General features: G+C 69.2%; 10 protein-coding genes. 5 read left to right on the top strand and 5 right to left on the bottom strand.

Features of this window, described 5'->3' with window-relative positions; translation table 11 throughout:
* Positions 1 to 281 precede the first annotated feature (281 nt).
* The gene (locus ACFY3D_RS15770; protein ID WP_389979960.1) at positions 282 to 1742 is read left to right on the top strand and encodes a protein kinase; all 1461 of its coding nucleotides are present in this window, start codon (positions 282 to 284) and stop codon (positions 1740 to 1742) included.
* Between the two features lie 148 nt (positions 1743 to 1890).
* On the opposite strand, the gene ACFY3D_RS15765 is transcribed toward ACFY3D_RS15770, so the two are convergent.
* Entirely contained in the window at positions 1891 to 2454 is a 564-nt protein-coding gene (locus ACFY3D_RS15765) for a hypothetical protein (protein WP_389979957.1), read from the bottom strand.
* A gap of 678 nt (positions 2455 to 3132) precedes the next feature.
* Between ACFY3D_RS15765 and ACFY3D_RS15760 the strand changes: the two genes are divergently transcribed.
* The gene (locus ACFY3D_RS15760; protein ID WP_389979954.1) at positions 3133 to 3651 is read left to right on the top strand and encodes an FBP domain-containing protein; all 519 of its coding nucleotides are present in this window, start codon (positions 3133 to 3135) and stop codon (positions 3649 to 3651) included.
* A gap of 28 nt (positions 3652 to 3679) precedes the next feature.
* Here the strand turns inward: ACFY3D_RS15760 and ACFY3D_RS15755 are convergent, their stop codons facing one another.
* From ACFY3D_RS15755 to ACFY3D_RS15740, 4 genes are all read right to left on the bottom strand, one after another.
* Positions 3680 to 4747 (bottom strand): ABC transporter ATP-binding protein, encoded by a 1068-nt coding sequence (locus ACFY3D_RS15755; protein WP_389979951.1) that lies wholly within the window; start codon positions 4745 to 4747, stop codon positions 3680 to 3682.
* Positions 4744 to 6255, bottom strand: a complete 1512-nt coding sequence (locus ACFY3D_RS15750; protein WP_389979948.1) for an ABC transporter permease — start codon at positions 6253 to 6255, stop codon at positions 4744 to 4746. The genes ACFY3D_RS15755 and ACFY3D_RS15750 overlap by 4 nt, the downstream gene beginning before the upstream one ends.
* Before the next feature lie 110 nt (positions 6256 to 6365).
* Positions 6366 to 7427, bottom strand: a complete 1062-nt coding sequence (locus ACFY3D_RS15745) for an iron ABC transporter substrate-binding protein (RefSeq protein WP_389979946.1) — start codon at positions 7425 to 7427, stop codon at positions 6366 to 6368.
* Positions 7428 to 7528: 101 nt separating this feature from the next.
* Positions 7529 to 7966 carry an ester cyclase gene (locus tag ACFY3D_RS15740; protein WP_389979943.1) on the bottom strand — a complete coding sequence of 146 codons (438 nt, stop codon included), beginning with the start codon at positions 7964 to 7966 and terminating at the stop codon, positions 7529 to 7531.
* Positions 7967 to 8344: 378 nt separating this feature from the next.
* On the opposite strand from ACFY3D_RS15740, the gene ACFY3D_RS15735 reads away from it, so the two are divergent.
* The 3 genes from ACFY3D_RS15735 to ACFY3D_RS15725 all read left to right on the top strand — a co-directional run bounded on the left by ACFY3D_RS15735 (position 8345) and on the right by ACFY3D_RS15725 (position 11757).
* The gene (locus ACFY3D_RS15735; RefSeq protein WP_389979940.1) at positions 8345 to 9520 is read left to right on the top strand and encodes a hypothetical protein; all 1176 of its coding nucleotides are present in this window, start codon (positions 8345 to 8347) and stop codon (positions 9518 to 9520) included.
* Between the two features lie 415 nt (positions 9521 to 9935).
* Complete coding sequence (locus ACFY3D_RS15730) at positions 9936 to 11027, top strand: hypothetical protein (protein ID WP_389979937.1); 1092 nt, start codon at positions 9936 to 9938, stop codon at positions 11025 to 11027.
* 211 nt (positions 11028 to 11238) lie between these two features.
* On the top strand, positions 11239 to 11757 hold the full coding sequence (locus ACFY3D_RS15725) for a YlcI/YnfO family protein (RefSeq protein WP_389979934.1): 519 nt from the start codon (positions 11239 to 11241) through the stop codon (positions 11755 to 11757).
* Positions 11758 to 11881: the final 124 nt, after the last annotated feature.

Below are 11881 nucleotides of genomic sequence, written 5' to 3'. Positions count from 1 at the left end.
GTTCGCCCGCCGTTCGATGCGGGAGGTGATTCCGAGCCGCTCGGCATTCGGGGCGGGGGCGATCCCGGGGCGCCTGTTATCCGGGACGGGGAACGACCCCGAGTCGCCTGTTATGATCACCGCGGAAAGCCCGGCGGAGGATGCTCGCAAAGAACATCGATTTACGCGACGTGAAACCAATGAACGATTCGAGGGACTGTGCGCCGATGATTCCGGCGAACGATTCGAGGAACCCTGCTGAGATGATTCCGATCGAAGGATGACAAAGGGGGCGGAGACCGATGGACAACACGGGGTGGGCGGTCGATGTTCCCCGAGGATATCGCGTCGGTGAATGGCGGGTCGGCAGGCCCGTCGCCACGGGGAGTTGGGGGAGCGTCTATGTGGGGGTTCGGGACGGGGAGGACCCGACGCCCTCGGCATTGAAGTTTCTGCCGACGGGGACGGTCACCCGACGGCAGTTGAAACATCTCATGGAAATGACACAGCGGGAAATACGGCTGCACAGCAGGCTCCAGCATTCCCGGCTGATTCGATTACACGAAACGCTTGTCGTCGACGACCAGGAGAATCCCGATCTCGATGGCGCGTGTGTTCTGGTGATGGACCTGGCGGAACGGTCGCTCGCCGATCTGATTCGAGCGGGGGAACCCGTTCCCGACGCGCCGAGGCTGATCGCCGAGATCTGCGAGGGAATAGCGTACATGCACGCCGAGAAATGGGTGCATGGAGATCTCAAGCCCAACAACGTGCTCATGATGGCCGACGGTTCGATACGTCTCGCCGACTTCGGCCTGACCACCGAGATAGACGGGACCCACGGCTATCTTCCCCCGATGGGCTCGGTGGACCACGTGCCTCCCGAACGCTGGGGCGAGCCCGTGACCGAACGGGGACACGCCGTGCGCTTCTCGGCCGACGTCTGGGCGCTGGGCGTGATGGCGTGCCAGCTGCTCACCGGCCATCTTCCCTTCAGCGCCCCGACCGCCCGCGCGCGCTACGTCGCCGCCGTCGAGTACGCGGCAGGCGAGCGCCCCCTGACGCTCCCGGTCTCGCTTCCCGAGACCTGGCGTTCCTGGGTGAGTGACTGCCTCGCCCCTGACGCGAGGCTCCGGCCCAGTGCGGCCCGCCAGCTCTACCGGGCGCGGGTGCTGGCCGGTACCACCGAGGCCCCGCCGCGGCGCACGGGCATCCGGTTGGCGGGGATGGTGACCGCGGCCTTTCTGGTACTGGCCGGCGCGTCGGGGGCCGGGATGGTCGACGCGTCCGTGGCCGATCCGTTCGGGCGCTGGTTGCGTGCCGATTCCGACATTCCCCGGCAGTATCGCGCCCTGATCGTCGAAGCCGGCACCATGTGCGACGAACCGGGCCTGAGCCCGGCGCTGGTCGCCGCGATACTGAAGACGGAGAGCGGCTTCGACGCGCGACTGCACGACGTGGAGAAAGACGAGTACGGCCTCGCGCGCTGGACGCCGTCGGTGCTGCAGTACTACCTGCCCGCCGACCGCCGAGGCGTCATTCTCACCCCGCCCCTGTCGCCGGAGGACACCATCCCCGCCGTCGGCCGCTATCTGTGCGTACGTCTCCCCCTGCTGGCCGGGGTGCCCGGAGATCCAGGCCTCCTGGGAGCCGCGGCCTTCCGCTCCTCCGACGAGGTGATCCGCAGGGAGAACGGGGTTCCCGAACGGTTCCGGTCGTTCGTCGAACGGGTGCGGAAGCACCGGGCCGAATACCAGCCGTGATCGCGTGGAGGGGCGCCGCGGGCGTCAGCCGTGATCGCGTGGAAAGGCGTCGGACGTCAGCCGTGATCGGGCGGAGGGGGCGTCCGTGATCGCGCGGAGAGGGCATCAGCCGTGATCGGGCGGAGGGGGCGCCGGGCGTCAGCCGTGATCACAGGCTCAGTCGCTGCAGGTGCTCCTCCCGCACCAGATCGAAGCGCAGCGCGACGGAGACCAGCGCGGCGCGTTGCCAGTCGGCCTTGCGCGAACCGGCCGACGGTTTGACGCGCAGTTTCTTACGTGCCAGATAGTCGATGTGGAAGTTGACCGCCGCGCGGGTCAGCCCCTCGCAGCCGGGCACCTCGCGCAGCAGCTCCAACACCTCCGGCACTGTCGGGATGACCGAGGAGGCGCAGTCGCGAAGGCGCGGTTCGCAGAGCGCGACCAGCACGAGGAAGTATTTCGCCGTCTCGTCCAGGGAGAAGCTGGAGATCGTCGGCTCGCCGACCGTCAGACTCTCGGGTGTGTCGGGGTCGATGAAACTGTGCTGCGAGGCGAACACCAGGAAGGAACAGGCGCCGCCCGCCACCGGAAGCACCACGCGGGCGAACTCGAACGGCACGGGCGCCGCGACCCGCCGCGGAGCCACCTTGAGGAACTCCCCTCCGCCTTCGGGATTCTCCACGACCAGGGTGGAATTACGGCTGAGGTTGGTGAGCAGCCAGTAATCCTCCATGGCATGGATGACCCCGGCCCGCCTGGAGATCTCCGGATGATCCAGTGGAAAGTCGACGGGGACACTCGCCGTCCCGCGACCAAAAGTGATCTCGTGGCCTGGAGCAAGCTCGATGACGGCCGGTTCGGCGCCAGAGCCTTCGGCTTGTAAGAGGATCGTTCGCATCCACCCGCCCTAACAGCACCCTGGAAGCTTCGAGGTTTCCTTGACCTCAGCCTATGCCGAATGCTGTTCTCGTCCGCGCTGGATTTACCGGGGCTCAGCGCGTTGACGGCCGCTGTTCGGCGAGGGCCGACAACGGCATGAGGTTCCCTCGGGGAACGGAACACCTCGTCCGAGTCAGGACCGTTGAAGCGGTGGCCGGCCCCCATGGGGACCGGCCGTCGTCTCTTTCCCGTCGCCTTTCGGCCGCCGAGCCGAGGAAAAATCCCTCGACGTCCTCCGGGACGTGCTGAGACACTGGCCGCTGCCCGAAGAGCCGAGAGCACCTCGGCTCGGCCGAGCCCTGCCCCGGCCTGCCCATCCAGGCCTGACCTGGTCCGATCGGTCGGCGCACTGGCCTAACCTGTCTTGGTCGCCCATGACCTGACCACTCGCGGCCGGTGGAGGCGCCGAGCGCGGCGCCGACGGAGGCGGGGCGCGGGGAGATTTTCCGATGATCGTGGTAACGGTAGGTGAATGATGAATCCGGTCGGCGAGAAAGAGATACGCAGAGCCTTCGTCAACTGCTCCAAGGGGGAGGCGAGCAGGATCAACCTGCCCAGGAGCCTGCCCGAGTTCCCCTGGGCCGACCTCGACTTCCTCGGCTGGCGTGATCCCGGCGCCCCCGACCGGGGCTACGTGGTCGCCGAGCGGCAGGGCGAGCTCGTCGGCGTCACCCTGCGCGTCGCGCAGGATGTGCGCAGGAGTTTCACCAAGAGCACCGTGTGCTCGATCTGCGTGACCCCCCACTCCGGCAGCGGAGTCGCCCTGTTCGTCGCGCCCAGGGTCGGCGCCGCGGGCCGCCAGGGCAACACGGTCGGCACCTACATCTGCGCCGACCTCGCCTGCTCCCTCTACATGCGGGACATCAAGCGGTCGGAGGTCGGCGTGCGGTTCGAGGAGACGCTCACCATGGAGGAGCGGATCGCGAGGACCACCGTCAACCTGGAGAACTTCCTGGACAAGGTCTTCGACGGCGACCTGCGTTCGGCGTGACCTGATCGCGGGGCCGTGTCCTCCCGCGTCACCCCGTGCCCGGCCGGTCGGGCCAGGCCAGGCCGCCGCCCTCCACCTGGACACCGACCTTGTCGCCGACGGTCATCGGCTCGGTCGGGGCCGTCACCCGCGCGGTGACGTGCGTGCCGTCGGACAGGCTCAGGGTGACGAGCGCGTCGTGGCCGTGGAAGTCGTCGCCGACCACGGTCGCGATCACGGCCTGCGGCGCCGGTGGCGTGGTGATCCGGACCTGTTCCGGACGGACCAGCACGGTGAGCGCTCCGCCTCCCGGGGGGAGTTCGGCTACCATGACCGGGCCGAGCGCGGTGCGCAACACCGCGGGATCACCGTGGTGACCCGGCTCGTCCTGTGCGGACAGCAGGATCGCCTCGCCGACGAAGGCGGCCACCCAGGCGTCGGCGGGCCGGTGGTAGACGTCGGTGGGGGAGCCGCTCTGCACGATGACGCCCTCGCGCATCACCGCGATCTGGTCGGCCGTGGACAGTGCCTCGCCCTGGTCGTGGGTGACCAGGATCCCGGTGGCGCGGTCCGCGCGCAGCGCGGCCCGTACGTCGTGCCTCAACTCGGCGCGGAGCCCGGCGTCGAGCGCGCTGAACGGCTCGTCGAGCAGGATGAGGGAGGGGCGCGGCGCCATGGCGCGGGCGACCGCCACCCGTTGCTGCTGTCCTCCGGACATCTGGTGCGGCATCCGGTCGCCGTACCCGGCCAGGCCGACCAGGCTCAGCGCCTCCTCGATCCTGTCGCCCCGCCGCTCGGCCCGGCTCAGCCCGTACCCCACGTTCTCGCGTACCGACAGGTGGGGGAAGAGCGCGCCCTCCTGCGGCACGATCACGATCTGGCGCCGCTGGGGCGGCGTGTGCGCGGCGGGACCGGCGACGAGCCGCCCGTCGACGGTGATCTCGCCCGCGTCGAGGCGTTCGAAGCCCGCCACGCAGCGCAGCAGGGTCGTCTTGCCGCAGCCGGAGGGGCCGAGGACGGCGGTGAGGGTGCCGCTCGGCACGGTGAGGTCGACCCCGTCGAGGGCGGCGACGGACCCGTAGCGCCGGGCGAGCCCGCGCAGTTCCAACCGGCTCACCGCTGAACCTCCTTGCTGAGAATCCCGGTACGCGCGGCGAGCAGCCAGGTGGGCACCGATGACAACACCACGAGCAGAACCGCGTAGGGGGCGGCGCCCGCGTAGGCGGCGACCGCCGTGTTCGACCACAGCTCGGTGGCGAGGGTGTCGACACCGGTCGGGCGGAGCAGCAGCGTCGCGGGCAGTTCCTTCATACAGGTGAGGAAGACGAGCGCCGCGCCGGCGCCGATCCCCGGCAGGGTGAGCGGCAGGGTCACCGTGCCCAGCACCGCGAGCGGTCCCTTGCCCAGGGAGCGGGCGACCTCTTCGAGTACGGGCGGCGCCTGGGCCGTCGCGGTGGCGACGGCGGCGACGCCCAGCGGCAGGAAGAGCGCGGCGTAGGCGAGCGCGAGCAGCCAGGTCGTCTGGTAGAGCGGGAAGGCGACGTTGATCCCGAAGAACACCAGGGACAGGCCGATCACCACCCCCGGCAGGGCGTGGCTGAGGTAGCTGAGCCGCTCCAGCGTCGCGGACAGGCGCCCCGGCACCCGGGCGTTCAACACCCCGACCGGCAACGCGAGCAGCATGGTCAGCGCCGTCCCCGCCAGCGCGAGCAGGAGGGAGTTGCCCGCGGCGGCCAGCACCTCCGGCCAGGTTCCCGGACGGGAGATGCCCTCGGCCATCCGCCGGGCGAGGCTGTACGCGGTGACGCCGAGCGCGAGGACCGCGACGGCGAGCAGTGCGGCCGCGGCGGGCAGGCGTGCCACGCCCAGAGCGGCCCTGGCGGGCGGGCGGCGGGTGCCGCTCAGCCGGGCGTAGCGGGCTCCGCGCCGCCGGGTCGCGCCCTCCCCGGCCAGGATGAACACGGTCAGCACCACGAGTACGGTCGACAGCACCAGCGCGCCGGTACGGTCGAAGCCGAGGTCGAAGGCGAGGAAGATGGCGCGGGTGAAGGTGTCGGCGCGCAGGATCGAGACCGCGCCGAAGTCCGACAGCACGTACAGCGCCACCAGCAGCCCGCCACCGGCGATCGCGGGGCGGATCTGGCGCAGCGTCACCCGGGTGAAGGTGTGCCAGGCGTCGTGGCCCAGTGACCGCGACACCTCCTCCTGCGCCGGGTCGGCACCGGCGAGGGCCGCGGCGGTCGGCAGCAGGACGTAGGGGTAGGAGCAGAGCGTCAGCACCAGGGCCGCCGCCCAGAAGCCCTCGAAGCCGTCCACCGCCGACACCCAGGCGAAGGCGGCGATGTAGGTCGGCACCGCGAGGGGCAGGACGGCGAGGACGGCGAAGACGCGGCGGCCCGGCAGGTCGGTGCGCACCAGCAGGAAGGCCGAGCCGACCCCGAGCACCAGGCAGGCGAGGGTCACCACGGCCGCGAGCGCGAGCGTGCTCGCCGCCAGCGCCGCGACCCGCGCGGTGAGCAGCTCCTCGGCGATCCGGGCGCCGCCCGCCTCGGCGGTCCGGACGGCGAGGTAGGCGAGCGGGATGAGGGCGACCGCGACGGCGAGCACCGACAGCGCCAGCACCACGGGCCTGGCCGGACGGGGCCGCCTCGCACCTCCTGCCGGGACGCCGGGACGGCCGGGTCGCGGCGAGGATCCGCCGCGACCCGGCCGCCTCACGGAGAGCGGCGACGTTCTCAGGGGACCAGTCCCGATTCCTTGATGAGCGCGATCGTCGCCTCAAGCTGGTCGAGGTCGTTCAGGTCGACCGAGGGAACCTTCAGCTCGTCCAGGGCGGGCACCCCGGCGGGCGGGGCGGCGTCGGCCAGGACCGGGTACTCGAAGGTCTCCTCGGCGAAGTACTTCTGCGCCTCGGCGCCGAGCAGGTAGTCGACGAAGGCCTGCACGTCGGGGTTGCCGGCGGCCTTCTTCAGCACGCCGACGCCCGCCACGTTGACCAGGGCGCCGCTGTCCCCGTCGGGGAAGAAGTGCAGCTTGGCGGCGAGCCCGTCGGGCGTCTTGCCCCGCTCCTTGGCCAGCTCGCCCAGGTAGTAGTGGTTGATCAGGCCGACGGCGACCTTGCCGGAGTCGACCTCCTCCAGGATCGGGCCGTTGCCCTCCCGGATCTGCGGCTCGTTGGCCTTGAGCCCGGCGAGGAACTCCTTCGCCTTGGCCTCTCCGTGCTGCACGGTCACGGCGGTGACGAACGACTGGAAGGACGCGTTGGTCGGGGCCACCCCGACCTTGCCCTTCCACTCCGGAGCGGTGAGGTCGAACACCGAGGTGGGCAGCTGGTCGGCGGGGACCAGGTCGGGGTTGTAGACCAGCACCCGCGAGCGGGCGGTGACGCCGACCCACTCCCCGCTCTTGGCGCGGTAGGTGGCGGGCACCTTGTCGAGCACGGCGGCCGGAAGCGGGGCGAACATCCCCTTCTTGGCGACGGCGCCGAGCGCGCCGGCGTCCTGGGCGAAGAAGACGTCCGCCGGTGACTTCTCCCCCTCTTCCAGGAGCTGGGTGGCCATGGCCGAGGTACTGGCGTAGCGGGCCTCGACGGCGATGCCGCTCTGCGCGGTGAACTTCTCCAGCAGGGGCTTGACCAGCGCCTCGTTGCGGCCGCTGTAGACGGTGATCTTCTTCTCGGCCGCCTGGCCGGCGGCATCGCCGGTGTCCGCGGACTCGCCGCCGCACGCGGCGAGACCGAAGAGGAGAGCACCCGTGGTGGCCAGTTTGAGCATGGTTCTGGGGAGGGACGTCGGCACCGGGGTGCTCCTTAGATCATGGCGCTTGCAACTGCATCGCTGTAGAAGTTAGCAGAGCCTAACCTAAGGAGCTTTGGCAGGGGGTGGGGCGAACACCCGATCTAAACGTCGGGGAGACCGAAGTCGGCCAGGCCGAAGCCGAGTTGGCTGTACAGCTCCAGCTGGTCGAGGTAGTCCCGTTGCGTAATGATCTTGTCGTTGGCGACGTAGGCCATGCACGCGCCGCGGACGGTGATGCGACGGCCGGTCTCCTCCACCTCGCGCCCGTCGGGCAGAAGGAAGGGGCCTGTGTGGGTGCCGGTGAGCGTCCATTCCGCGACCACGGGATCCTCGCAGGGGACCTCCAGCCAGACCGTCTTCTTGAAGTCGGGAAACGCCTTGAAGTACTGCTCGTAGAGCCAGGCGATCTGCTCGTGTCCCTCCATCGTGCCCGACGGTGCGACGAGGACGGCGTCCGGGCTGTAGCAGTCGAGTACTCGGTGCAGGTCGTGAGCGTTGATCGCTTCGATCAGGCGGCGTTCGAGCTCCAAGGAATTCACGTGACCCTCCTGGTGCTGGACGAGGCGTTGGGCTTACGGGACTTCCGATCCGACCGGGATGCCGTACGTCGGGGGTACTCGGGGGGCGTCGGGCCGGGAGCCTTGACGGCGCTCTTTCAAAGCTATCCAGTGGGAAGTGAGCCTTTGGTCCAGGTGTCGTGGTATTCGCACCACGGAAGGTGCCGTAGGTTCCCGGTCACCCCATAGGAGCGCCATGTCTTCGTCATGCCCGCTCGTCCCGTACGTCGGCGAGGAGGATTCAGCTACAAAATAGCTGAAACCACCAAAAAAGCGATTTATATTGAACTCCGCACCATAAAGGGAAATCAGCGAAAATAGCGCTGGTCGGCGAGTCCCATGCGGGTTAGGTTGACCAGCATGAGCACCTCCTATCACCCCCCTCACAACTACCGAGTTGTGGCACCCGACCAGCTGCGCGGATTCCCCAAGGCGCTGGGGATAAGCGACTACTGGACGCCGGGGACGATCACCCTGGCCACACAGGGGAAACCCGGCGACCTGGCCCTGGTCAGCAGCCCGCCGTACGACTCCTCCCAGCACGACTCCTCCGGGATCGGGGTTGGCACGTTCCAGTTCGACATGACGACCCGCACCTCCAAGGGATGGGGCGGCGGCATCGTCCGTTATCTCCAGTCGGGCAAGCCTTGTGTGTGGAAGCCCGGGGAGCCGAAGGAGGGCACCTTCAACCTGGTGGCGGAGATAACCGCCGAGGACGCCGCCGAGGTTCGCGTCTCCGAACGGGAGCACATCGAGGATTTCCAGCGCGCCTGGGACTGCTCCTTCGGGCTGGTCGCCGGTCTGGCGCCCAAGTGCTCCGCCGACTCGACGGAAGGGGCGATCAGGGCACTGGTCACCCATCTGATCGAGATGGGAGCGGCGTACGTTATCCCGGCCGACCCCGGTGACCTGGCCAACTGGGGTCCCCGCGTCCTCGCCGTCTACAAGGCCCTGTGCGCCCACTCCTACAAACGCGACGACAAAGGCCATCACTCGCCGACCGAATACCGGTTCACGGTGCACGAAAAGACCATCACCGTGCGTTTCGCCTTCGGCCCGAGACATTCCAGTGAGGAGGTCGTGATTCCCGGGGAGATCTCCCCGGTGTTCACCGCCGCGAGCTACGAGGAGTACCTCCAGGCGAAGAAGGCCGCCGTCTCCCGGCCTCCCGTGGTGGCCGGTGCGGGACTGAAGGTCGGCACCGTGGTCGTGTGGTCCGATGTCGTCGCCGACGGCCGGTTGTTCGAGGACTATCCGCTGGGGCTCTCCATCGCGGAGCAGACCGTCCACACCGTTCCCGATCTCAAGACGGAGCGGTGGGTGGTGGACATGCCGGCCATCAACGGCCGGCTCCACTTCGAGCAGGGAGAGGTGGTCGAGGTGGCCGACACCCACGCCTGGGTGAAGATCGACTTCCGGGATCACAATGATGACGGCACCTTCTCCTGGGTCACGCCGAAGGTGGCGGAGCTCAACCTCCCCGGCGGGTACGGCTACGTGTGGCTGCGGCACCACCTGCTGAAGCCGAAAACCTGACCGGCGTCACCGCCCGTCTCTCGACCGCTCATCTGATCGCCTGATCGCCTCGCTCGATCGGCCCGCATCCCATGATCCGACCGCGGTGGCCCGGCGAGAAACTCGCCGGGCCACCGCGGAAGGCGCGGCTCGGAAGGCGCGGCTCGGAAGGCGCGGCTCGGAAGGCGCGGCTCGGAAGGCGCGGCTCGGAAGGTGCGACGGCGGTCGGTGGTCATCGGTCTGTGACCCCCGCGCCGAGAAGGCGGACCATTCTCGACTTCGACTGTCGAAAAGTAGTCAAGTTCAGCGGTCAAATTGGGCCTTCTCAGCCTCCCGGTCGGCGGGTTATCAAGAGTCCGGGGGCGCCCGCGCGCCATCCCCGCTCATGACCACCACTCCGATGCGGACGAGGGATGACATGCGCCGGCTATGGGCAGTGATCGTAAGAACGCTCTGCATCGCGGCCCTCGCCGCGACCGGGCTCACCGGGACCGTCGCGACCGCCGCAGCCACTGTGACCGCCACCGCGGCCGAGCCTCCCCGCTGGGGATTCGCCGTCGTCAGAAGCAGTGCGGTGGTGGAGACCCTGCACCAGGCGGGCTCGTGGCCGCAAGGGCTCAAGGTCGAGGCCACCCAGGGCGAGCCCGGTCAGGTGTTCGTGAGGTTCCCGCAGATCGGTAGGGCCTCGGGGGGAGTCGCCCACGTCACGGCGATCTCCCAGTCCGCCGACTGGTGCCAGGTCGAGGGCTGGTGGCAGTCGGGCGCCGACGAGATCGTGGCGGTGCGGTGTCACCGGTACGGCGTCGGGCCGATCGCCTCGCGGTTCTCGGTCACCTTCGGCTCCAGCGACCAGTACCTGCCCGCGCGCCAGGCGTTCGGGTACGTGCACTGGGACGGCTCCGCCGTGGCCACGGGGTTCAACTCCTCAGGGCCGGCCGCGGTGAACACCGTCGTGCCGCTGACGGCCCCCGGAACGTGGCGGGTCACCCTGCCGGGACTCGGCTCGGCGGGCCAGGCTGGGAACATCCAGGTCACCGCGGTCGAGTCGACCGTACCGGCACACTGCAAGCTGGGCGGATGGAGCGCGACGACGGCCGCGCAGAACATCGTGGTGCGCTGCTACGACGCCACCGGCACATCACTGAACACCGGATGGAGCCTGACCTACCACCGCGAGCGGGCCATCACCTGGACACCTTCGGGGTACCGCTTCGCCTACACCTTCGACAACGCCCCCACGACCCAGGGCCCCTACGTACCGACGCCGTACCCGGTCAGCTACAACTCGCAGTCCGGGGGCCTGCAGCTCAACAATTTCGGGGTCGCCAGGAAACAGGTGATGTTCGGCGGGGTCAGCGGATATGCGGACAACGTCCAGGTGACCGCGTTCGGCTACGGCCCGGAGTTCTGCAATCTGTACGCCCCCTGGGAGACGTACTCGACGTATGTGAGCATCCGGTACGTCAGCTGCTACAACGGCAACGTCCCGGTCGACCACCCGGCGATGATCACATATATAGCCCGCTGACCAGGGTCTTCTTTCCCTTTGGACGCTGGACCGCCGACGGCGGAAACGAGCGTCTGCCTCCCCCTGCGGCGATCGGCGGTGATGAGGAGGCCGTCGAACACCACGTCGCCCGCGAGGTCGACATCACCCGAACGGTCATCCTGAGCCAGAGTGATGCCAAGCTGAGCCAAAATGGCTTGTCCGTGGCATCACGGTGTGCCATAGTGATGCCATGGACTTGACCCCGTATGTGGCCTCGCTCGGTCGCGAGTTGCTGACCGCCGCCGAGACCGGTGAAGGCGACGCCGGTGTGCTGATCGAGCGGTTGACCGTTTCGATGGAGTCGGCGATCCGGCTCACCCTGCTTGAGGCGTTGTCGGCGGCCGCCGACGAGATCACCCGGGATCTGGCTCCCGGTTCGGTCCAGGTTCACCTGCGTGGGCGTGACCCGAGCTTCGTCGTGGCGGTTCGGCAGATGGAGCACCTCGCCGCCGACACCCCGGCTCCGAGCGCGCCGTCGGCCGACGACGCCGCGGCGAGCTTCGAGGACGGGCCGGTGACACGGATCAACGTCCGCCTCCCCGAGCAGCTCAAGGCCGCGATCGAGGAGGCGGCCGCCAAGGAGGGGCGTTCGCTCAACGCCTGGTTGGTGCGGGCCGCCTCGACCGCGCTGCGCGCCTCGGAGCGCGACCACGACTCCGACCGACGCGGTAAACGCGGCGCACAGCGTTCCACCGGCTGGGCCCGCTGACCCACCCGACCGACGCGTCGCGCGGCGTCCCACGGGCCGGGCTCACCGGCCCACCCGGCCCACCCGGCCCACCCGGCCGACGCGGCGAACGCGGCGTACGGCGTTTCACCGGCCGGGCTCACCG

This window comes from Streptosporangium sp. NPDC000509, assembly GCF_042898365.1.
Taxonomy (GTDB): Bacteria; Actinomycetota; Actinomycetes; order Streptosporangiales; family Streptosporangiaceae; genus Streptosporangium.
The sequence above is the reverse complement of the archived record's forward strand: the minus strand, read 5'-3'. Positions and strand labels throughout refer to the sequence as shown.

Bases quoted from the DNA above. Each gene is read 5' to 3' on its own strand.
- ACFY3D_RS15770 (WP_389979960.1), top strand. From the start codon at position 282: ATGGACAACACGGGGTGGGCGGTCGATGTTCCCCGAGGATATCGCGTC.
- ACFY3D_RS15765 (WP_389979957.1), bottom strand. From the start codon at position 2,454: ATGGAGGATTACTGGCTGCTCACCAACCTCAGCCGTAATTCCACCCTG.
- ACFY3D_RS15760 (WP_389979954.1), top strand. From the start codon at position 3,133: ATGATGAATCCGGTCGGCGAGAAAGAGATACGCAGAGCCTTCGTCAAC.
- ACFY3D_RS15735 (WP_389979940.1), top strand. From the start codon at position 8,345: ATGAGCACCTCCTATCACCCCCCTCACAACTACCGAGTTGTGGCACCC.
- ACFY3D_RS15725 (WP_389979934.1), top strand. From the start codon at position 11,239: ATGGACTTGACCCCGTATGTGGCCTCGCTCGGTCGCGAGTTGCTGACC.